Annotated in this window: 20 protein-coding genes; 15 read left to right on the top strand and 5 right to left on the bottom strand. The window is 68.4% G+C overall.

From position 1 onward, the window contains the following. Positions 1-16: 16 nt before the first annotated feature. Complete coding sequence (locus LPA45_RS02525; protein ID WP_116317819.1) at positions 17-1069, bottom strand: serine/threonine protein kinase; 1053 nt, start codon at positions 1067-1069, stop codon at positions 17-19. Between the two features lie 4 nt (positions 1070-1073). Then, positions 1074-2681 (bottom strand): DEAD/DEAH box helicase, encoded by a 1608-nt coding sequence (locus tag LPA45_RS02520; RefSeq protein WP_116317158.1) that lies wholly within the window; start codon positions 2679-2681, stop codon positions 1074-1076. A gap of 336 nt (positions 2682-3017) precedes the next feature. On the opposite strand from LPA45_RS02520, the gene LPA45_RS02515 reads away from it, so the two are divergent. The 15 genes from LPA45_RS02515 to LPA45_RS02445 all read left to right on the top strand — a co-directional run bounded on the left by LPA45_RS02515 (position 3018) and on the right by LPA45_RS02445 (position 19079). After that, positions 3018-4703, top strand: coding sequence for a ClcB-like voltage-gated chloride channel protein (locus LPA45_RS02515; protein ID WP_367394876.1), 1686 nt, complete (start codon positions 3018-3020; stop codon positions 4701-4703). A gap of 112 nt (positions 4704-4815) precedes the next feature. Further along, positions 4816-5211: a hypothetical protein gene (locus LPA45_RS02510; protein WP_116317156.1), complete on the top strand. Its 396-nt coding sequence runs from the start codon at positions 4816-4818 to the stop codon at positions 5209-5211. Positions 5212-5297: 86 nt separating this feature from the next. Continuing rightward, positions 5298-6650 carry a tRNA (N6-isopentenyl adenosine(37)-C2)-methylthiotransferase MiaB gene (gene miaB, locus LPA45_RS02505; protein WP_116317155.1) on the top strand — a complete coding sequence of 451 codons (1353 nt, stop codon included), beginning with the start codon at positions 5298-5300 and terminating at the stop codon, positions 6648-6650. 36 nt (positions 6651-6686) lie between these two features. Further along, positions 6687-7694 carry a PhoH family protein gene (locus LPA45_RS02500; protein WP_116317154.1) on the top strand — a complete coding sequence of 336 codons (1008 nt, stop codon included), beginning with the start codon at positions 6687-6689 and terminating at the stop codon, positions 7692-7694. Continuing rightward, positions 7695-8456, top strand: a complete 762-nt coding sequence (gene ybeY / locus LPA45_RS02495) for an rRNA maturation RNase YbeY (protein ID WP_116317153.1) — start codon at positions 7695-7697, stop codon at positions 8454-8456. It abuts the gene before it with no gap. A gap of 133 nt (positions 8457-8589) precedes the next feature. Beyond that, positions 8590-9477: an HlyC/CorC family transporter gene (locus LPA45_RS02490; RefSeq protein WP_116317152.1), complete on the top strand. Its 888-nt coding sequence runs from the start codon at positions 8590-8592 to the stop codon at positions 9475-9477. Further along, the gene (gene lnt, locus LPA45_RS02485; protein ID WP_116317151.1) at positions 9474-11081 is read left to right on the top strand and encodes an apolipoprotein N-acyltransferase; all 1608 of its coding nucleotides are present in this window, start codon (positions 9474-9476) and stop codon (positions 11079-11081) included. The genes LPA45_RS02490 and lnt overlap by 4 nt, the downstream gene beginning before the upstream one ends. A 544-nt stretch (positions 11082-11625) precedes the next feature. After that, positions 11626-12591, top strand: a complete 966-nt coding sequence (gene glyQ, locus LPA45_RS02480) for a glycine--tRNA ligase subunit alpha (RefSeq protein WP_116317150.1) — start codon at positions 11626-11628, stop codon at positions 12589-12591. Beyond that, positions 12588-13217 carry a hypothetical protein gene (locus tag LPA45_RS02475; protein WP_116317149.1) on the top strand — a complete coding sequence of 210 codons (630 nt, stop codon included), beginning with the start codon at positions 12588-12590 and terminating at the stop codon, positions 13215-13217. Before glyQ ends, LPA45_RS02475 begins: the two co-directional genes overlap by 4 nt. A gap of 35 nt (positions 13218-13252) precedes the next feature. After that, a complete protein-coding gene (glyS, locus tag LPA45_RS02470) occupies positions 13253-15376 on the top strand; it encodes a glycine--tRNA ligase subunit beta (RefSeq protein WP_116317148.1) in 2124 nt (707 codons plus the stop codon). 31 nt (positions 15377-15407) lie between these two features. Continuing rightward, positions 15408-15998 carry a D-glycero-beta-D-manno-heptose 1,7-bisphosphate 7-phosphatase gene (gene gmhB, locus LPA45_RS02465; RefSeq protein ID WP_116317147.1) on the top strand — a complete coding sequence of 197 codons (591 nt, stop codon included), beginning with the start codon at positions 15408-15410 and terminating at the stop codon, positions 15996-15998. A 47-nt stretch (positions 15999-16045) separates the two neighbouring features. Further along, entirely contained in the window at positions 16046-16810 is a 765-nt protein-coding gene (locus LPA45_RS02460; protein WP_116317146.1) for a 1-acyl-sn-glycerol-3-phosphate acyltransferase, read from the top strand. Further along, the gene (locus tag LPA45_RS02455; RefSeq protein ID WP_116317145.1) at positions 16807-17682 is read left to right on the top strand and encodes a M48 family metallopeptidase; all 876 of its coding nucleotides are present in this window, start codon (positions 16807-16809) and stop codon (positions 17680-17682) included. Before LPA45_RS02460 ends, LPA45_RS02455 begins: the two co-directional genes overlap by 4 nt. A 72-nt stretch (positions 17683-17754) precedes the next feature. After that, positions 17755-18162 (top strand): lactoylglutathione lyase, encoded by a 408-nt coding sequence (gene gloA / locus LPA45_RS02450; RefSeq protein ID WP_116317144.1) that lies wholly within the window; start codon positions 17755-17757, stop codon positions 18160-18162. 50 nt (positions 18163-18212) lie between these two features. Continuing rightward, positions 18213-19079, top strand: coding sequence for a DMT family transporter (locus tag LPA45_RS02445; RefSeq protein WP_317923727.1), 867 nt, complete (start codon positions 18213-18215; stop codon positions 19077-19079). 59 nt (positions 19080-19138) lie between these two features. Here the strand turns inward: LPA45_RS02445 and trpS are convergent, their stop codons facing one another. Genes trpS through pdxA form a run of 3 tightly spaced genes read right to left on the bottom strand, consistent with a single transcriptional unit; the run spans position 19139 to position 22203 of the window. Beyond that, positions 19139-20182, bottom strand: a complete 1044-nt coding sequence (gene trpS, locus LPA45_RS02440) for a tryptophan--tRNA ligase (RefSeq protein ID WP_116317142.1) — start codon at positions 20180-20182, stop codon at positions 19139-19141. 54 nt (positions 20183-20236) lie between these two features. Further along, positions 20237-21070 (bottom strand): 16S rRNA (adenine(1518)-N(6)/adenine(1519)-N(6))-dimethyltransferase RsmA, encoded by an 834-nt coding sequence (gene rsmA / locus LPA45_RS02435; protein ID WP_116317818.1) that lies wholly within the window; start codon positions 21068-21070, stop codon positions 20237-20239. Positions 21071-21099: 29 nt separating this feature from the next. Next, positions 21100-22203, bottom strand: a complete 1104-nt coding sequence (gene pdxA, locus LPA45_RS02430) for a 4-hydroxythreonine-4-phosphate dehydrogenase PdxA (protein ID WP_116317141.1) — start codon at positions 22201-22203, stop codon at positions 21100-21102. Positions 22204-22217: the final 14 nt, after the last annotated feature.

Below are 22217 nucleotides of genomic sequence, written 5' to 3'. Positions count from 1 at the left end.
CGCCGCGTATCGTTGTTCAGGCGCCCCACAGGGGCGCTTCGTCCATCAGCGCGACCTGTTCGCGCAGTTCCAGGATGCGGTCCTGCCAATAGCGCGCGGTGCCGAACCATGGGAACGCCGCCGGAAAGGCAGGGTCGGTCCAGCGGCTGGCCAGCCAGGCGCTGTAGTGCAGCAGGCGCAGGGTGCGCAGCCCTTCCACCAGCCACAGTTCGCGCATGCGGAATTCAGCGAAATCTTCATAGCCGGCCACGATATCGGCCAGCTGGTCCTGCATCGCCGCGCGGTCGCCCTCCAGCAGCATCCAGATGTCCTGGATCGCCGGCGCCATGCGGCTGTCGTCAAAGTCCACGAAGTGCGGGCCGGGCGCGCCGTGGCTGCCGCCGCGCGCATCGTCTTCGTCGATCCACAGCACATTGCCGCGGTGGCAGTCGCCATGCACGCGCTGCAGCGGCACGTCGCCCGCACGTTCGTAGCAGCGGCGCACGCCGTCCAGCGCGAGGTCGGCGACTGATTGCCACGCCGGCAGCAAATCGGCGGGAATGCAGCCGCTGGCCAGCAGCCAGTCGCGCGGGGCAACGCCGAAGGTGTCGATATCCAGTGCGGGCCGGGCCTGGTAAGGCTGCGCCGCGCCGACGGCATGGATACGGCCAATGAAGCGGCCGAGCCAGGTCAGCGTGTCCTTGCGGTCAAGCGCGGGTTCGCGGCCGCCGCAGCGCGGGAACACCGCAAAGCGAAAGCCGGCGTGGTGGCGCAGCGTGCCCGCATCCGGCGCACCGGCCGGCAAGGCCAGCGCCGGCACGGCCGGGATCTCGGCATCGGCCAGCTGCTGCACGAAGGCGTGTTCTTCCAGGATGGCCGCGTCGGTCCAGCGGCCGGGGCGGTAGAACTTGGCGATGACCGGCGCGGCGTCCTCGATGCCGGCCTGCCACACCCGGTTCTCATAGCTGTTGAGCGCCAGCAGGCGCCCGTCGGGGCGCAGACCGGCGCTTTCGAGCGCGTCAAGCATCCGCTCAGGCGTCAGGCCGGCATAGGGAATACCGGAATCGGCCGGGGCGGTGGACGCTGTCATGGTGTCAGTCGCGGTTGCGGTTGCCGCCGAGCAGCGCGGCCTGCGGCGCCGGGCGGCGGTTGCGGGCGGGCGCCGGGGCAGCATCGTGCGGCTGGCGTGCCGGCTGGGCGGCGGCGCGTTGCTGGCCGCGTGCCGGCTCCTGGCTGCCCTGGCGCGGTGCGCCGTTGCGGGCGCCGCCATTGCTACTGCCATTATGGTTGCTGCCTGCGTTGCCGTTGCCACCGCCGCGGCGCTGGCCGCCTTCGGCCTGGCGTTGACGCGGCTGGCCGCCCTGGCCCTGGCGCGGTGCGTCCTGGGGTTGGCGCGGCGCGCGTGCGCGCGGTGCCGGCTCACCGTCGGCGTTTGCCGGGCGTGCCTGGCTACGGCCGCGGCCCTGGGCCTGGCCCTGTCCTTGTCCCTGGCCGCCGCCGCGTTGCTGGCGGCCCTTCTGGATCGGTTCCGCTGCGATGGTCGGGTCGACCTCGAACCCCGTCAGCACGGTCTGCTCGATCTTGCGCTTGATCAGGCGTTCGATATCGCGCAGCAGCGCGTGCTCGTCCACGCAGACCAGCGAGATCGCCTCGCCCTCGGCGCCGGCGCGACCGGTGCGCCCGATGCGGTGCACGTAGTCCTCGGGCACGTTCGGCAGGTCAAAGTTGACCACATGCGGGAGCTGGTCGATGTCGATGCCGCGTGCGGCGATATCGGTCGCCACCAGCAGCCGCAGCGTGCCGGCCTTGAATTCGGACAGCGCGCGCGTGCGCGCCGACTGGCTCTTGTTGCCGTGGATCGCCAGCGCCGACAGGCCGTCCTTGGTCAACTGCTCGGCCAGGCGGTTGGCGCCATGCTTGGTGCGGGTGAACACCAGCACCTGGTGCCAGTCATGCTGGCGCACCAGGTGGGCCAGCAGCTCGCGCTTGCGTTCGCGGTCGACCGCATAGACGCGCTGGTCGACGGTCTCGGCGGTGGTGTTGCGCCGCGCCACCTCGATCGAGGCGGGGTTGTTCAGCAGGCGGTCGGCCAGTGCGCGGATATCGTCCGAGAACGTCGCCGAGAACAGCAGGTTCTGGCGCTTGGCCGGCAGCACGTTGAGGATCTTGCGGATGTCGTGGATGAAGCCCATGTCGAGCATGCGGTCGGCTTCATCGAGCACCAGCAGCTCTACCTGCGACAGGTCGACGGTGCGCTGGGACACATGGTCGAGCAGGCGGCCTGGCGTGGCCACCACGATATCGACGCCGCGCTTGAGCTGCTCGATCTGCGGGTTGATGCCGACGCCGCCGAACATCACCATGGAGCGCAGGCGCAGGTACTTGCCGTAGTTGCGCACGCTTTCCTCGACCTGCGCAGCCAGTTCGCGCGTGGGCGTCAGCACCAGCGCGCGCACGGCCGGCTTGCCGGGACGCGGCGCGTTGCCGGCCGCGCGGGCCGCGGCGGACGCGGACAGCAACTGCAGCATTGGCAGGGTGAAGCCGGCGGTCTTGCCGGTGCCGGTCTGGGCGCCTGCGAGCAGGTCGCCACCCTTGAGGATGGCGGGGATCGCCTGGGCCTGGATGGGAGTCGGTGAGGTGTAGCCCTGTTCGGCCACCGCACGCACAATCTTTTCGGACAAGCCGAGTTCGGAGAAAGACATGAATTGCTGCTTCGGCCATCCCTGCGCACGCGGTGCGCCGATCGCGGGATGGCTCGTGTAATTGATGTTCGGTATCGGTGACAGGAGCGGCCGGAAGGCCGGCCTGGCGGGCCAATGGCCCGTCCGCGGGAAAGGTCGCTAGTGTACCAGTCCGGGCCGAGCCGGTTCTGCACATGCGGCGGCGCCACATGCGGTACGGCGCACATCGGCGCGGAGCGAGTGGCGCTGCGCTATCATGGCGGGCGCTGCCGACAACGGCCCGCCCCAAAAACGCCGCAGTGATGCCAGGCCAGCCCTGCCTGCCCCGGCACTTTGCTGCGCCCCGGAGCCCGCGCCATGCGCTTGCGTTTCCTTGAAGACCAGGAAGTCACCCTCTTTGCGGCCATCCCGGTCGGCATCGTGGCAGCCATCGCGACCACGCTGTTCAAGGAGGCGCTGGACGGTGCCGGCGTGGTGCTGTTCTCCAGCCATGCCGACGTGGTGGTCGTCTTTGCCGCGCTGGCACTGGGCTGGCGCGTAGTCGTGCCGGCGGTGGGCGGCGCGCTGGCCGGCGCGCTGCTGGTGCTGTCCAATCGGCTGGCCAGCAGCCACAGCGGCGCAACTGACTATATGGAAGCGGTTGCCAACGGCAGCGGCCGGCTGCCGGTGCGGATCACGCTGCTGCGCGCCATGTCGTCATTCTTCTCCATCGTCAGCGGCAGCTCGGTCGGCAAGGAAGGCGCGATGATCCAGCTGGCGGCGCTATGCGGCTCGCTGTTCCCGACCACGCGGCTGGTGCGCGGCGGCGGCTCGAACATGCGCCGGATGCTGACGGCCTGTGCCGCCGCAGCGGGCCTGGCCACCGTCTATCACACCCCTTTCTCCGCGGCCGTCTTCGTTGCCGAAGTGGTGTTTGGGGCGCTGGCCGTCCAGCGGCTGATGCCTCTGTTCCTTGCGTCGGTAGCCGGTGCCATGGTCAGCCAGTGGCACGGCGGACTGCAGCCACTGTATCCGGGGCTGGAAATCGCGCCCGACCTGCGCCCGCATATCCTGCTGGCCGCCGCCGGGCTCGGCGTGGCGGCCGGCATCGTCGGCGCGCTGTTCATGCGCGCGTCGGGCTTCGCCCGCAGCCGCTTTGCCGCGGTGCCGGGCGGGCCGGTGGCGCGGCTGGCGCTGGGCGGCGCGCTGGTCGGCGTGCTGGCGATGGCCGTGCCCGAAGTGGTGGGCAACGGCTACCACACCATCCAGACCATCCTGCAGGAACAGCCGCTGAGCGTGCCGGTGGCCGCAGTGCTGCTGGCCAAGCTGGTGGCTACGGTGATCAGCATGGGCTCGGGCGCGGTCGGCGGGGTGTTTACGCCGTCGCTGTTCGTTGGCGCGGCGCTGGGGCAACTGCTGGCGCTGGCCATGCATGGCGTGGCCGACGGCGCCACGCCGCTGCTGCCGCTGGTCGGGATGAGCGCGTTCCTGGCGGCGACCAGCCAGGCGCCGCTGATGTCGGTGCTGATGGTGTTCGAAATGACGCTGGCGCCGGCGCTGCTGCTGCCGTCGATGATCGGCGCGGTGGCGGCGTACTACACGGCGTCGCGCTGCCAGACGCTGTCGCTGTACAGCGTGATCGCCGAGCGCGCGCAGGCGTCGGCCGCGGCCGAGCATGCGCGCACCATGACGCTGGCGGGGCTGTGCGACCCGACCGCCACCGTGCTCGACCCCAATGCCACCCTCGCCGAGGCGGCCGACAAGTTCGCCGAGACCGGTACCCGCTATCTATATCTGGTGCAGTTCGACGGCCGCCTGCTGGGGGCACTGTCGATCCACGCGGTGCAGCGCGCCCAGCGCGAAGGCTCGCAGCAAGGCGTGCTGGAACTGGCCGAACGCGACTTCCCGGCGCTGACCCCCGATTCGCGCCTGCGCGATGCGCTTGAGGTGTTCGCCGCACACGGCATCAACCGGATCCCGCTGGTGCGGGACACGGTCGACCGTGAGCTGATCGGCACCGTGTCGAAGCAGCGTGTGCTGCAAGAAGCATCCTGCCTCTTCTGAACACCGTCTTGCCGGTCCGCCCCGGGCAGGCGCCAAGCGAGTAAAATGGCGGGTTGCGCCCGCTCCGGGCCCTCCCCCACCCACGCTTCGCCTCACTTGACGGAGTTTCCCCATGCCAGCAGGTCGTGATACGCGCCGCGAGGCGCCGGAAAATGCCAGATCCTTGCGCGGGCGGTTGCCGTGGCTGGCGAGCGTAGCAACCCTGCTGCTCGGCGCGGCCACCGCCTCGGCCCAGCCGGTGCGGGTGATTCCGGAGGACGCGCAGGCGGCGAAGCTGGTGATCGCCGCCCCGGCGGCCACCGCGCCGCAGACCGCCACGCTGGACGGCAAGACCGTCGGCGTGGCACCGGGCCTGCGCCTGTTTGGCACCGACAACCAGTTGCTGGCCTCCGCCGCGGTGGCGGGTCAGAAGCTGCCGGTGCGGTACAAGCTGGACCTCTATGGCCAGCTGCTGACCGCCTGGGTGCTGAGCGAGCCGGAGCAGAAGGCGCTGAAACAGAAATCGTAGTCCCCCGAAAGAGCGCGGCGTGCCCCACGCGACCGCGCGTTGTTGCAACACCCTGATGCCCCCAGGTCAACCACTGAGATCGGCATATGAAGAAAGTTTTCGTCAAGACGTACGGCTGCCAGATGAACGAGTATGACTCGGACAAGATGGTCGACGTCCTCAACGCCAGCCAGGGGCTGGAACCCACCGACAACGTCGAAGACGCCGACGTGATCCTGTTCAACACCTGCTCGGTGCGCGAGAAAGCGCAGGAGAAGGTGTTCTCCGAACTGGGCCGGATGAAGGCGCTCAAGGCGGTCAAGCCCGACCTGGTGATCGGCGTCGGCGGCTGCGTCGCCAGCCAGGAAGGCGCCAGCATCGTCTCGCGCGCACCGTACGTCGACGTGGTGTTCGGCCCGCAGACCCTGCACCGCCTGCCAGACCTGATCGCGCGCCGCCAGCGCACCGGCCAGTCGCAGGTCGATATTTCCTTCCCCGAGATCGAGAAGTTCGACCACCTGCCGCCGGCGCGCGTGGATGGCCCGAGTGCCTTCGTGTCGATCATGGAAGGCTGCTCCAAGTACTGCAGCTACTGCGTGGTGCCCTACACCCGCGGCGAGGAAGTCTCGCGCCCGTTCGAGGACGTGCTGGCCGAAGTCGCCGGCCTGGCGGGGCAAGGCGTGCGCGAAGTCACGCTGCTGGGCCAGAACGTCAACGCCTACCGCGGCAAGATGGGCGACACCAGCGAGATCGCCGATTTTGCGCTGCTGATCGAATACGTGGCCGAGATCCCGGGCATCGAGCGCATCCGCTACACCACCAGCCACCCGAAGGAATTCACCTCGCGCCTGGTCGAGCTGTACGGCCGCTGCGACAAACTGGTGAACCACCTGCACCTGCCGGTGCAGCATGCGTCGGACCGCATCCTGATGGCGATGAAGCGCGGCTACAGCGTGCTGGAGTACAAGAGCATCATCCGCAAGCTGCGCGCGCTGCGCCCGCAGATGTCGATGTCGTCGGACTTTATCGTCGGCTTCCCCGGCGAGACCGATGCCGACTTCGAGAAGCTGATGGCGATGATCGAAGAGATCGGCTACGACACCTCGTTCTCTTTCATCTTCAGCCCGCGCCCGGGCACGCCCGCGGCCAACCTGCACGACGACACCCCGCACGAGGTCAAGCTGCGCCGGCTGCAGCGCCTGCAGGCCACCATCGAGGAAAACGTACAGCGCATCAGCCAGAACATGGTCGGCACGGTGCAGCGCATCCTGGTGGAAGGCCCGGCCCGCAAGGACCCGACCGAGCTGCATGGCCGCACCGAGAACAACCGCGTGGTCAACTTTGCGCTGCCCGGCGTGCCCCAGGCAGGCCGCGACCGGCTGGTCGGCCAGATGGTCGACGTCAGCATCACGCAGGCATTCCCGCACTCGCTGCGCGGCGAGATCGTGGTCCGGCAGTAATCCAGGCACAGCACATAGCGAGGCCATCGCCACAAGATGAAAGTCCCTTCCGCAGAATTCGTCGCTCCCAAGGACGACAACGCCCGGCTGCAGAACCTGTGCGGGCCGCTCGACGAAAACCTGCGCCAGATCGAACAGGCGCTGGACGTGACCATCCAGCGGCGCGGCCATCGCATGACGGTGCGCGGCACCCACGCGCAGGACGCCGCGCTGGCGCTGGAGCGCTTCTATAACCATGCGCGCACGCCGCTGTCGATCGACGACGTGCAACTGGGCCTGGTGGAAACGCGCCAGCTCAGCGCGCATGGCAGCTATCTGCCCGGCAACGAGGACGACAAGGGCAACGACGACGAGCGCGAGTTCGACGACGAATCGCCGGTGCTGCACACCCGCCGCACCGGCTTGCAGGGCCGCACCGTGGCGCAGCGAGAATACCTGCGCAATATCCTGGCGCACGACCTGACCATGGGCATCGGCCCGGCCGGCACTGGCAAGACCTACCTGGCGGTAGCCTGCGCGGTTGACGCGCTGGAACGCGATTCGGTCAAGCGCATCGTGCTGACGCGCCCGGCGGTGGAAGCCGGCGAGCGCCTGGGCTTCCTGCCCGGCGACCTGGCGCAGAAGGTCGACCCTTACCTGCGCCCGCTGTATGACGCGCTGTATGACCTGCTCGGCTTCGACCGCACGCAGAAGATGTTCGAGCGCCAGATGATCGAGATCGCGCCGCTGGCCTATATGCGCGGGCGCACGCTGAACCACGCCTTCATCATCCTGGACGAGGCGCAGAACACCACGCCCGAGCAGATGAAGATGTTCCTGACCCGGATCGGCTTCGGCTCCAAGGCCGTGATCACCGGCGACACCACGCAGATCGACCTGCCCAAGGGCCAGAAGAGCGGCCTGGTGGATGCGCAGCACGTGCTGCGCGACGTGCGCGGCATCGCCTGCACCCGCTTTACCAGCATCGACGTGGTGCGCCATCCGCTGGTGGCGCGCATCGTCGATGCCTATGACGAATACCACGCCCAGCACAAGGACGCGTAATTGAAATCCCCGAAAATCCAGAAATCCAAGGCCCCGGGCGTCAGCCTGACCCTGTTCGATGGCGAAGGCCGCGCGCGCAAGAGCGCCGCGCACGCGCTGCGCGTGCAACTGCCGGACGGCCGCAGCCTGACGCTGGACCTGTCGCTGGCCGCCGACGGCGTGGTCGCGCTGCTGGCCGAGCACACCGACACCAACCAGCAGGCCGGCCTGCTGGTGCGCCCGGACAACCATGACTCGCTGTCCGTGGCCGTGACCGCCACGCCGGTCGTGACCACCACCGGCACCCCGGCCACACCGCCGGCGCTGGAGTTGGAGATCCAGCAAGGCGACGGCATCGGCAAGCAGGATGGCCTGCCCCCGCGCAAGAAGATCGAGACCTGGGTCAAGTCGGCGCTGTATGCCGATGCCGCGCTGACGATCCGCTTCGTCGGCGAGGAAGAAGGCCGCCTGCTGAACCGCACCTACCGCGGCAAGGACTACGCTACCAACGTGCTGACCTTTGCTTATGCCGAGAACGAGGACGACCCGGTGAGCGGCGATATCGTGCTGTGCTGCCCGGTTGTCGAAGCCGAGGCACGCGAGCAGCGCAAGCCGCTGGAAGCGCACTATGCGCACCTGGTGGTGCATGGCGTGCTGCATGCGCAGGGCTACGAGCACGAGGAAGACGCCGAGGCCGAGGAAATGGAGGCGATCGAGACCGAGACCCTGCAGGCGCTGGGCTACGCGGATCCCTACCTCGCCGAGCGCACCGGCACCGCATGATTGACGGCGCACCGGCGGCACCAGACAAGTGCAGCCAGCATCATATTCAGCAGCCGCCACCCGGCGGCTGTCACGGGACCGACAGCCTTTTGGTGTATCCTTCAGTCGATCTCCACCACGCGCTCGCCGCGAAATGAACGACCCCTATCCCAGTTCGAAGCCCGCTTACCTGAAGCAGACCGATCGCCCCAGATCGCTTCTCGAACGCCTGTCAGACCTGATTTCCCCCGAGCCGGACACCCGCGCCGAATTGCTCGAAGTGCTCCAGGACGCGCATGAGCGCAACCTGATCGACGCCGATTCGCTGTCGATGATCGAGGGCGTGTTCCAGGTCTCCGAACTGACCGCCGGCGACATCATGGTGCCGCGCGCGCAGATGGATATGGTCAATATCGTCGACGCGCCGGAGACCTTCATCCCGTTCATGCAGCAGACCGCGCACTCGCGCTTTCCGGTCTATGAAGGCAGCCGTGACAATATCATCGGCATCCTGCTGGCCAAGGACCTGCTGCGTTATTACACCGATCCCGCCTTCGACCTGCGCGAAACGCTGCGGCCGGCGGTGTTCATCCCCGAATCCAAGCGCCTGAATATCCTGCTGCGTGAATTCCGCATCAACCGCAACCATATCGCCATCGTCGTGGATGAATACGGCGGCGTGGCCGGGCTGGTGACGATCGAGGACGTTCTCGAGCAGATCGTCGGCGATATCGAGGATGAGTTCGACCTGGACGAAGACCAGGACAATATCCTGCCGATGCCCGACGGCAGCTGGCGCGTGCACGGCCTGACCGAGATCGCCCAGTTCAACGAAGCCTTCGGTACCGGCTTTTCCGACCACGATGTCGACACCGTGGGCGGACTGCTGTCCAACCATGTGGGCCACGTGCCCCACCGCGGCGAGGTCATCACCCTGCCGCCGATCCGCTTCGAAGTGCTGCGCGCCGACGCGCGGCAGGTGCACCTGCTGCAGGTGCGCCGCGAGTCCCTGGCTGACGGCGCGAGCGCTGCCGGCGCATGAAGCATCCCGCCCCGATTCCCAACGGCGCCGCTGCTGCCGACGCCGGTGCTGACAGCGTGCCCGGCGCGCGTTCGCGTGCCGCCGCCATGGCCCGGCTGCTGCTGGCCGGCGTGCTCGGCGTCGCACATACGCAGGCCTTCGCTCCGCATGACTGGTGGTGGCTGCAGATCCTGTCGCTGGCCGGCCTGGCCGCGCTGATGGCCGACGCGCCGCGCGCGCGCATCGCCGCGGCCACCGGTTTTGCCTTCGGCGTGGGCTGGTTCCTGTCCGGCATCTGGTGGCTCTATATCAGCATGCACGTCTACGGCGAGATGCCGGCGTGGATGGCGGCGCTGGCGGTGGTGCTGTTCTCGGGCTACCTGGCGCTGTGGCCGGCGCTGGCGGGCGCGCTGTGGCACCGGCTGACGGCACGGCTGCGTGCCGGCACATGGGCCGCGGCGCTGCTCGCGCCGCTGGCGTTCGGGGCTGCGTGGGGCTTGTCGGAGTGGCTGCGCGGCGTCGTCTTCACGGGTTTTCCATGGCTGTCCGGCGGTTATGCCCATACCGACGGGCCCCTGGCCGGCTATGCGCCGCTGGTTGGTGTCTACGGCATCGGCGCGCTGGCGGCGGCCATTGCCGCCCTGCTGGCCGGCGCGGTGCGCGGGCTGGGGCACGGTGCCCGCACGCTTGCCGTCGCATCGCTGGCGCTGGCACTGCTGCTGCCGGCGCTTGGCGGGGTGCTGTCGCCGCTGGCCTGGACCACGCCGGCCGGCAAGCCGCTGACGGTGCGGCTGCTGCAGGGCAACGTGCCGCAGGACATCAAGTTCGAGGCCGCCGGCATCCAGCGCTCGATTGCGCTGTACCGCGACATGATCACCGCCGCGCCCGCCGACCTGGTGGTGACGCCAGAAACCGCCTTCCCGGTGATACTGCAGGACCTGCCCGTCGACGTCGCCGTGGCGGTGCGCGACTACGCGCTGCAGAGCGGCACCACGGTGCTGTTCGGCGCGGCGGGCGCGGATTCGCCGGTCGATTTCACCAACAGTGTGTTCGGGCTGGGACCGCTGACCGAGCGCCTGTACCGCTACAACAAGCACCACCTGGTGCCGTTCGGCGAATTCATCCCGCTGGGCTTCCGCTGGTTCGTCGACATGATGAAGATGCCGCTGGGCGATTTCCGCCGCGGCGGTCTCGACCAGCCTTCATTGCCGGTGCGCGGCGTACGCGTCGCACCCAATATCTGCTACGAGGATCTGTTCGGCGAGGAGATCGCGCAGACGCTGCGCCAGCAGCCCGCGCCCGCCAACGTGCTGGCCAACCTGACCAACCTGGCCTGGTTCGGCGACACCATCGCGCTGGACCAGCACCTGCAGATCTCGCGCATGCGCGCGCTGGAAACGCGCCGTCCGATGCTGCGCTCGACCAATACCGGCATGACCGCGGTGGTACGCCCGGACGGCACCGTGCAGGCGCGCCTGCCCACCTTCACGGTCGGCACGCTGGTGGCCGAGGTGCAGGGCATGCAGGGGCTGACCCCTTATATCCGCTGGGGGAACGCGCCGGTGCTGGCGCTGTTTGCGCTGGTGCTGGGCGCGGCTGCCTGGCGCGCGCGGCGCGCGGGCTGAAGCCCAGACCTCGCGGGCGCGGTTGGCGCAGCAATCCCCGCGCCACGGATTCCCGACCCGCGGCGTCCGTGGCGCGTCAGGCGCGCGCCGGCTGCGTCAGTTCAGCAGCCCGGTCGCGACCGACACGACGGCCGCGGCGATCATGACCGCGATTGCGACCAGGTAAGGTTTGCGAGAAAGGAGTGCCATGATCCCAAGTCCCCATCGTTAATCGTCTACCGGCAGGACGGCTAGGCCTGCCAACCGCAACACTCTCGAACGGGTTGCTTATTCATACTGTATACAAAAACGTTATCGGCTAGCGTTCCCGCAACTTGAAAATGGGGTCGGTATTTTCCCCATGCGTTGCGAAAGACCGACATCCGCGCGCACCCCCGCCCACCCGCCCACACCCCGCCAAACGGGGCGAGCGGCCAAAAAGCCGATAGAATTCAGGGTTTGGCAAAATCCGTATGCGGCGGCCCCGGCACGCGCTGCGCCGCCAGCACGCCGGGCGGCGCAAACTCGCCCCCAGCCGACCGATCAGCCACTACCTAGCCTTCATATGCTGACCTTCCAACAAATGATTCTGACCCTGCAGGCCTACTGGGACCGGCAGGGTTGCGCGCTGTTGCAACCCATCGATCTGGAGGTCGGCGCCGGCACTTCCCACGTGCATACCTTCCTGCGCGCGATCGGCCCCGAGCCGTGGCGCGCCGCCTATGTGCAGCCGTCGCGGCGCCCGAAGGACGGCCGCTATGGCGAGAACCCCAACCGCCTGCAGCACTACTACCAGTACCAGGTGGTGCTCAAGCCCGCGCCCGAGAACATCCTCGAGCTGTACCTGGGCTCGCTCGAGGCGCTGGGCCTGGACCTGAAGCAGAATGACATCCGCTTCGTCGAGGACGACTGGGAGAACCCGACGCTGGGCGCGTGGGGGCTGGGGTGGGAAGTCTGGCTCAACGGCATGGAAGTGACCCAGTTCACCTACTTCCAGCAGGTCGGCGGCATCGACTGCAAGCCGATCACGGGCGAGATCACCTACGGCATCGAGCGCCTGGCGATGTACCTGCAGAAGGTCGAGAACGTCTATGACCTCATCTGGACCGAGTGGGTCGAGAACGGCGAGACGCGCCGCCTGACCTACGGCGACGTGTACCACCAGAACGAGGTCGAGCAGTCGACCTACAACTTCGAGCACAGCAACACCGAAATCCTGTTCCGCCATTTTGCCGAGCACGAGGGCGAGGCCAAGCGGCTGATGGGCAATGCAGACGGCGCCGAGGGCACCGACCGCTCCGACGCGAGCCAGGCCACCGGCACGCGCCTGGCGCTGCCCGCCTATGAGCAGGTACTGAAGGCCGCGCACACGTTCAACCTGCTGGACGCCCGCGGTGCCATCTCGGTGACCGAGCGCGCCGCCTATATCGGCCGCATCCGCAACCTGTCGCGCCAGGTGGCGCAGGCTTACTACGATTCGCGCGAAGCCCTCGGCTTCCCGATGTGCGGCAACGGCGGAGCCCGGGCATGACGCAACTGGTGCGCAGCGCGCTGAGCTGCGCCTTGGCCATCGCCACGCTGTCGGCTGCGGGCAATGCCGCCGGCGCGCGCGCCGTGGCCGCCCCCGCGCCGCAGGCGCTGCTGCTGCCGGCCGAACTGAGCAATGTGTGCGAGGCCGACCCGCAGGCGCTGCAACTGGCCATGGCGCGCCACTGGCGCCCGTCGCTGAACGCGCTCGACCAGTGGGCGCAGCTGGTGCGCTCGTTCGCCTGCGACCTGTCGGGCCAGCGCGACCTGGGCTGGCACCGCGTGCCGCTGCGCGCCTACGAAAGCGCGATCCGCTACCCGCTGACCTGGGTGGAGGTGGAAACCACCAACGGCCGCACCCGGCGCAAGACCAAGACCTACTACTCGGCGGCCCAGTTGCCGCCGAAGATCGATTTCTGGGTGGGCGGGCGCATCGACGAAATCCGCTACGACAAGCGCCTGCGCCGCATCGACGCGCGCTTCCCCGCAGCGGGCAGCCGCGGCGGCAGCAACGGTGCGGCCAGCGCCGCGGCGGCCGCGCAATGCGCCTTCACCACGCTGCAATTCCGGCAACAGAACGGCCTGTGGCTGCTGTCCGGAGTGGAACCTAATCATTCGCCGCGCTGCTGACAGCCGCGCGCGCCACAACCTGTTGGATACGATTCATGTCGCAACCCATGACCGACTCGCTGCTGATCGAACTGTTCACCGAAGAGCTGCCTCCCAAGGCGCTGGCGCGTCTGGGCGACGCCTTCGCGCAGGGCCTGTTCGCCGGCCTGGGCGAGCGCGACCTGCTTGAGCCGGGTGCCACCGTGACCCCGTTCGCCACGCCGCGCCGGCTGGCCGCGCTGGTGTCGGGCGTGCGCCGCAGCGCGCCCGACCGCGAGCAGCGCGAGAAGGTCCTGCCGCTGTCGGTGGCGCTTGGCGCCAACGGCGAGCCCACCCCGCCGCTGGCCAAGAAGCTGGCCGCGCTGGCCAAGTCGGTCGGCGTCGCCGAGATCGACTGGCAGTCGCTGGAGCGCGCCTCCGACGGCAAGGCCGAAGCCTTCTTCTACCGCTACACCGCGCGCGGCGCCGAACTGGCCGCCGGGCTGCAGGCGGCGCTGGAAGACACCATCGCCAAGCTGCCCATCCCCAAGCTGATGAGCTACCAGCGCCCGGACGGCAGCACCGTGCACTTCGTGCGCCCGGCGCACAGCCTGATCGCGCTGTTCGGCAGCGAGATCCTGCCGGTGTCGTTGCTGGGCCTGCAGGCCAGCAACGTGACGCAGGGCCACCGCTTTTTGTCGCATGGCACGATCGAGATCGCGCATGCCAACGACTATGCGAAGCAGCTCGAATCGGCCGGCCGCGTGCTGGCGAGCTATGCCGAGCGCCGCGAGCGCATGCGCACCGCGCTGCTGGCCGAGGCCGGCGCCGACCAGGTGATCATGCCCGAGTCGCTGCTCGATGAAGTCAACTCGCTGGTGGAATGGCCGGTGGTCTACGCCTGCCACTTCGAGGAAGCCTTCCTGGCCGTGCCGCAGGAATGCCTGATCCTGACGATGCAGACCAACCAGAAGTACTTTGCGCTGACCGATGCCGACGGCCACCTGCGCAACCGCTTCCTGATCGTCTCCAACCTGGCCACCGAGACGCCGCAGTCGATCATCACCGGCAACGAGCGCGTGGTGCGCCCGCGCCTGGCCGATGCCAAGTTCTTCTTCGACCAGGACCGCAAGAAGACGCTGGCTTCGCGCGTGCCGCAGCTGGCCAGCGTGGTCTACCACAACAAGATCGGCACGCAGCTGGACCGCGTGCAGCGCCTGCAGCAGATCGCCGGCCATGTCGCCGATGCGCTCAACGCCGCCGGCGTGGCCACCGACAAGGCGGCCGCGATGCGCGGCGCCGAGCTGGCCAAGGCCGACCTGCTGACCGACATGGTGGGCGAGTTTCCCGAGCTGCAGGGCACCATGGGCACGTACTACGCCCGCCACGACGACGAAGCCGAAGACGTGGCGCTGGCCTGCTCCGAGCACTACCGCCCGCGCTTTGCCGGCGACGCGCTGCCCGAAGGCTCGGTCAGCACCGCGGTGGCGCTGGCCGACAAGCTGGAAACGCTGGTCGGCATCTGGGGAATCGGCCTGCAGCCGACCGGCGAGAAAGACCCGTTCGCGCTGCGCCGCCATGCGCTGGGCATCCTGCGCATGCTGATCGAGAAGCCGCTGGCGCTGTCGGTGACCGGGCTGCTGGCGCTGACGCAGCAGACGTTCGCAGGCATCGCTGCGGTCAAGCCGGCGCCGGACGCCATCGCCGACTTCCTGTATGACCGCGTGCGCGGCTACCTGAAGGAAAAGGGCTACACCACCAACGAGGTCGAGGCCGTGGTCAGCCTGCGCCCCGACCAGCTGCACGACGTGCTGGGCCGCATGGAAGCGGTGCGCACCTTCGCCGCGCTGCCCGAGGCCGAGGCCCTGGCCGCCGCCAACAAGCGCATCACCAATATCCTGCGCAAGAACACCGAGCCGGTCGGCGCGGTGAACCCGGCGCTGTTCCAGGAAGAGGCCGAAAGCGCGCTGCACGCGGCGATCGAGAAAGTGCGTCCGGCCGTGGAAGCTGCCTTCGCCAGCGGCGATTTCACCGCCGCGCTGCGCGACCTGGCCCAGTTGCGCGATGCCGTCGACCGCTTCTTCAACGACGTGATGGTCATGGCCGAGGACGCGCAGCTGCGCGCCAACCGCCTGGCGCTGCTGGCCACGCTGCATGCGCTGGCCAACCGCGTGGCCGACATCTCCAAGCTGGCCGCCTGAGCGCCGCCAGCACGCGATACCGGAGCCGCACATGCCGCAGACGCCGCCCAAGTTCGTCATCCTGGACCGCGACGGGGTGGTCAACCTCGACAGCGACCAGTTCATCAAGTCGCCCGACGAGTGGATCCCCATCGACGGCAGCCTGGAAGCCATTGCAGCGCTGAACCAGGCCGGCTATCGCGTGGTGATCGCCAGCAACCAGTCCGGCATCGGCCGCGGCTTGTTCGAGATGAGCGCGCTCAACGCCATGCACGAGAAGATGTACACCGCGCTGGCGCGCGTGGGCGGCCGCGTCGACGCCGTGTTCTTCTGCCCGCATACCGCCGCGGACGGCTGCGACTGCCGCAAGCCCAAGTCCGGCATGCTCGAACAGATCAGCGAGCGCTTCGGCGTCGAGCTCAAGGGCGTGCCGATCGTGGGCGACTCCCTGCGCGACCTGGAGGCCGGTGTCGCCGTCGGCTGCACGCCGCACCTGGTGCGCAGCGGCAAAGGCCTGAAGACCCTCGACAAAGGCGGCCTGCCCCCCGGCACGCGGGTGCACGACGACCTGCGCGACTTTGCGCGCTGGCTGACCGGCACCGACGGCGGCAACGACGGCGCCACCCGCGAGTCCGCACATTGAGCCATTGCTGACGCTGGCACCGACCCTTTTTTTTTGCGCCCCCACGCATGACGTTTCTCCGTTCCCTGCTGTTTGCGCTGTACCTGCTGGTGCTGACGCCTCCCTACGCCTGCGCCTGCTTCCTCGTGTTTCCCTTCATGAATGCCGACCAGCGCTTCCGCTTCGTGCGCGGCTGGCCATGGCTGGTGATCTGGGCCGCGCGCGGCATCTGCGGCATCCAGTACCGCATCGAAGGCCATGAGCATATGGATGTCATGCTCGACAAGCCGGTGGTGCTGCTGTCCAAGCACCAGTCGGCATGGGAGACGGTGGCCTACGTGGCGCTGATGCCCAGGCCGCTGTGCTTCGTGTTCAAGCGCGAGCTGCTGCTGGTGCCGTTCTTTGGCTGGGCGCTGGGCATGCTGAAGATGGTCCATATCAATCGCAAGGAAGGCACCCGCGCCTTCGCCTCGGCCGTGCGCCAGGGCCGCGAGCGGCTGGCCGAAGGGGCCTGGATCATCATGTTCCCGGAGGGCACGCGCACGCCGTCGGGGCTGGTAAAGACGCGCTACAAGAGCGGCGGCGCGCGCCTGGCGGTCGAGACCGGTGCCTGGGTGCTGCCGATGGCGGTCAACTCGGGCCGGGTCTGGCCGCGCAACAAGTTTCTCAAGTACCCGGGCATGGTGACGATCTCGGTCGGCCCGCCGATCGCCTCGGCCAACAAGACCGCCGACCAGCTCAACCAGGAAGTGGCCGACTGGATCGAGCGCGACATGCGCCGCATCGACGCGGACAGCTACCGCAGCGAAGCACGGGTAGAGCCGGCCGCATGAAGCTGCTGCGCCCCGCCTCCGACGCCGACGGCGCGCAGCTGGAGCTGCCGCTGGCGGAGGCGACCCCGTCCGCCCATCCAGCCACGTCCGCACCGTCGGTGCCGCTCGCGCCAACGGTGCCGGAACGGCCGGCATGGCCGGTACCGCAGCCCAACGCGCGGCTGCTGCACGTGGGCGAGCGCCCGGTGCACTACACGCTCAAGCGCTCGTCGCGGCGTACCATCGGCTTCACCATCGACGACCGCGGCCTGTCGATCACCGCGCCGCGCTGGGTCACGCTGGCCGACATCGAATCGGCCATCCTGGAAAAGCAGCGCTGGATCTTCAACAAGCTTGGCGAATGGCGCCACCGCGAGGCACGCCGCGTACTGCCCACGGTGCAGTGGCGCGACGGCGCCAGCCTGCCCTTCCTGGGCAAGCCGCTGACGCTGTCTCTGGAATCACCGATCGGTGCGCTGCTGTTCGACGCAGACCGCCGCGTGCTGCACCTGGCGCTGCCGGGGCACGCGGAAGAGCAGCAGATCAAGGACCGCGTGCAGGGCTGGCTGCAGCAGCAGGCGCGCCGGCTGCTGGCCGAGCGGCTCGACGTCTACGCCGACAGGCTCGGCGTGCGCCATACCGGCTTTGCGCTGACTTCGGCGGCAACGCGCTGGGGCAGCTGTACCGCCGACGGCAAGATCCGGCTGAACTGGCGCCTGATGCATTTCCCGCTGTCGATGATCGACTACGTGGCGGCGCACGAACTCGCCCACCTGAAGGAAATGAACCACGGGCCGCGCTTCTGGCAGACCGTGGAATCGATCTTCCCGGAATTCCGCGACGCCCGCGCGCAGCTGCGCGCGCATCCGCCCGAGCTGCTGCCCACGTTTTAAGCAGCCGATGCGTTTCGGCCAAACGCACTAAAATGGCGCCTTCCAATACCTAAAACAGTTGAAGGCCCTCAAATGCGACTCCTCCACACCATGCTGCGCGTCGGCGACATGCAGCGCTCCATCGATTTCTACACCCGCATTCTCGGCATGCAGCTGCTGCGCGAGAGCGACAACCCTGAATACAAGTACCGCCTCGCCTTCGTCGGCTATGGCCCCGAAACCGAAACCGCGGTGCTGGAACTGACCTACAACTACGGCGTTGACCAGTATGACCTGGGCACCGCCTACGGCCATATCGCGCTGGAGACCGACAACGCCGCGGCGGCGTGCGAGCGCATCCGCGCGGCCGGGGGCAAGGTCACCCGCGAAGCCGGGCCGGTCAAGGGCGGCACCACCGTAATCGCCTTTGTCGAAGATCCGGACGGCTACAAGATCGAGCTGATCGAGCGCCATTCCACCCGCGACGCCAGCCGTCCCTGAGCATCGCGCTCGTGGACGCGCAAACCCTGACCCGCCGGCCGCTGGACGGCATGGCGGTGGGCCTGATGGTGGTGCTGTGCGCCGGCTGGGGCCTGCAACAGGTAGTGATCAAGGTGACCGCGCCGCTGATGGGCGCGGTGCTGCAGGCCGGCGTGCGCTCGGCAGTGGCGGCGCTGCTGGTGTTCGGCTTTGCCGCCTGGCGCGGCACGCCGATCTGGCGCCGCGACGGCACGCTCAATGCCGGACTGCTGGCGGGGCTGCTGTTCGGCGCCGAGTTCTTCTGCATCTTTGTCGGGCTGGGCCACACCACGGCTTCGCGCATGGCGGTGTTCCTGTACACCGCGCCGATCTTCACCGCGCTGGGGTTGCATTTCGTGGTTCCCGGCGAGCGGCTGCACGCCGGGCAATGGCTGGGCGTGGCGCTGGCGTTCGTGGGCATGGCGCTGGCGTTTGCCGATGGCATTGCGGCACCGTCGGCCCATGGCAGCACGCTGCTCGGCGATGCGCTGGGCATCGTGGCCGGGGCGTTGTGGGCCGCTACCACCGTGGTGGTGCGCGCCAGTCCGCTGGCAACCGCACCGGCCAGCAAGACGCTGCTGTACCAGCTGGCGGTCTCGGCGGTGCTGCTGCTGGCGATGGCGGTGGCCGCGGGCCAGACCGCGACCGTGCAGATCGACGGCGTGGTGCTGGCGAGCCTGTTCTACCAGTCGGTGCTGATCGCGTTTGCGAGCTACCTGACATGGTTCTGGCTGCTGCGGCGCTACCTGGCGTCGCGGCTTTCGGTGTTTTCCTTCCTCACGCCGCTGTTTGGCGTGGCCTTCGGCGTGGTGCTGATGCACGACTCCGTAGGGCCGCGCTTCGCGGTGGCGGCCGTGCTGGTGCTGGCGGGGATTGTGCTGGTGAATCGGCGGGCGTGAGTGGCGGGATGCCTGCAATAAAAACGGCGGCTCGGGGCCGCCGTTTTTTATTGCCACGCTCAGCGGCGTGCCTCGAACGAGAACATCCCCAGTGCGTCGCGCACTTCCTCCAGCGTCTGCTGGGTCAGCTCGCGCGCCTTCTGCGTGCCCTGGCGCAGCACATCGAAGACATAGTCCGGGTTCTTGGCCAGCTCTTCGCGACGCGCGCGGATCGGGGCCAGCATGTCCTGCAGGATGCCTTCGATGCGGCGCTTGAGCACCATGTCGCCCAGGCCGCCCTTGCGATAGTGCTCCTTCAGCGCTTCGACTTCCTCGTTGTTCGGGTCGAACGCGTCCAGGTAGGTGAACACCACGTTGCCCTCGACCTGGCCCGGATCGGACACCTTCAGGTGGTTCGGATCGGTGTACATGCTGTGCACCGCGGCCTTGATCTGCTCAGGCGACGCGCCCAGCGCGATCGCGTTGCCCATCGACTTGCTCATCTTGGCCTTGCCGTCGACGCCGGGCAGGCGACCGAACTTCGGGATCAGCGCCTTGCACTCCGGCAGTATGTCGCGGCCGACCTGGTTGTTGATGCGGCGCACGATCTCGTTGGTCTGCTCGATCAGCGGGGCCTGGTCTTCGCCCACCGGCACCACCTGGGCCTTGAAGGCGGTAATGTCGGCCGCCTGCGCGGCCGGGTAACACAGGAACCCGGCCGGGATATCGCGGCCGAAACCGCGCGCCTGGATCTCTTCCTTGATGGTCGGGTTGCGCTCCAGCCGCGATACCGTGACGAAGTTCAGGTACATCAGCGTCAGCTCGGCCAGCGCCGGCAGGTGCGACTGCACGGTGATGGTGGTCTTGGCCGGGTCGATGCCGACCGCCAGGTAGTCCAGCGCCACTTCCAGCACGTTGCGGCGTACCTTGTCGGGATCGTGCGCATTGTCGGTCATGGCCTGGGTGTCGGCCAGCAGCAGGTACTGCTCATGCGAATCCTGCAGCGCCACGCGGCTCTGCAGCGAGCCGACGAAGTGGCCGAGGTGCAGCGGGCCGGTGGGACGGTCGCCGGTCAGGATCACGGGACGCCGGTTGGTTTGGCTGGATTGGGACTGGGCTGTCATGGGACGGTCTTGCACGAAATGGTCGCGGGAATTCGGGTTCGTTGATCTGAGGCTTCAGGCGGCCTGCCCTGCGGCGCCGCCGCCCAGGCGGCGGGCCAGTTCGACATACTCGCCGACGGGCACTTCCTCGGCACGGCGGCCGAGGTCGAAGCCCATCGCGTCGAAGTCGACCTGGTCGCGCAGGAACGACAGCGTATTGCGCAGCACCTTGCGCCGCTGCGAGAACGCCGCGGTGACCACGTCGCCGAGCACGGTGATGTCGCAATCGGCATGCGGCGAGCGCAGGCGGCCATCGTTATGCCGCGGCCACGGGATCATGCGCACCACGGCGGAATCGACCTTGGGCGGCGGGTTGAAACTGCCCGGCGGCACGTCCAGCACATGCTCCATGTAGTAGCGCACCTGCAGCATGATCGAGAGCCGGCCAAAGGCCTTGCTGCCGGGCTCGGCCACCATGCGCTCCACCACTTCCTTCTGCAGCATGAAGTGCTGGTCGCGCACCTGGTCGGCAAACTCCATCAGGTGGAACAGCAGCGGGCTGGAAATGTTGTATGGCAGGTTGCCGACGATGCGCAGCGGCCGCCCCGTCACTTCCAGCTTGCCGAAGTCGAAGTCCAGCGCGTCGCCGGCATGGACTTGCAGGCGCTCGCCGTAGCGGCGACGCAGGCGCTCGACCAGGTCGCGGTCGAGTTCGACCACCTGCATTTGCGGGATCCGTTCGAGCAGCGGGCTGGTCAGCGCGCCGAGGCCCGGCCCGATCTCGACCAGCACGTCTTCGGCCTGCGGACTGATGGCATTGACGATGCCGTGGATGATGGTGTCGTCGACTAGGAAGTTCTGCCCGAATCGCTTGCGGGCCACATGGCCCTGGTGCACGTTGGAACGCATGGTTCGATGTTGCAGCATGAGGTCCGGCTTCAGCAAGGCGGCTGCAAGCCAGGATTGGTATGGCCCGGATGGCTGGCGCCGGCGCCATCGGGATGGCGGCCGTTGGCATGGCCGGCCATGGTGACCGCACTGCGGATGGCCTCGATCATGCTGCCATGCTCGGCCTGGCCGGTGCCGGCCAGGTCCAGCGCGGTGCCGTGATCCACCGAAGTGCGGATGAAAGGCAGCCCCAGCGTGATGTTCACGCCGTGGCCGAAGGTGCCGTATTTCAGCGGCGCCAGCCCCTGGTCATGGTACATCGCCAGCACGCAGTCGGCATCGCGCAGGTGGCGCGGCTGGAACAGCGTGTCGGCGGGAAAGGGACCGCGCGCATCGATGCCGGCATCCTTGGCCTGCGCCAGCGCGGGCACGATCACGTCGATCTCTTCGCGGCCCATGTGTCCGCTTTCGCCGGCGTGGGGGTTCAGGCCCGTGACCAGGATGCGCGGCCGCGCGATGCCAAAGTAGCGGCGCAGGTCGGCATCGATGATGGCCAGTGTCTGCAGCAGCAGCGGAATGGAAAGCGCATCCGGCACCGCGCGCAGCGGCAGGTGGGTGGTCGCCAGCGCCACGCGCAGCATGGCGTTGTCGTGGGCGGGCTGCGGGCCGGCCAGCATCATCACCACGCGCGGCACGCGGACGCTGTCGGCCAGGTATTCGGTGTGGCCGGTAAACGGCACGCCGGCGTCGTTGATGGTGCTCTTCTGCACCGGCGCCGTGACCATGGCCGCATAGCGCGGCGCGGCCTTCCCGTGCGCGCGGCAGCCGTCAATGGCGGCATCCAGCAGCGCCAGCACGTAGGGGCCGTTGCGCGCGTCCAGGCGGCCGGGTTCGCACGCGACCGCCAGCGGGATATCCTCGATCACCACGTCGCCGGCGGCGATGCGCCGCTCCCAGGCATGGGTCACGCCCAGCGCCGCGGCGCGCTCGGCCAGCAGGCGGGCATCGCCCAGCACATGGAAGCGGTAGTGCCCGCTGCCGCCGTTGTTGCCATGGGTGGCGCCGGCGAGTTGCAGCAACGCCCCGATGGTGATATCGGGACCGATGCCGGCGGGCTCGCCGGTGGAAATGGCCAGGGATAGCGGGTCAGGCATGTCGGCGTGGGCGG

The sequence above is a fragment of the Cupriavidus sp. Agwp_2 genome, assembly GCF_040784895.1.
GTDB lineage: Bacteria > Pseudomonadota > Gammaproteobacteria > Burkholderiales > Burkholderiaceae > Cupriavidus.
Note: the sequence above shows the minus strand (reverse complement) of the source record. Positions and strands in the feature narration are given on the sequence as shown.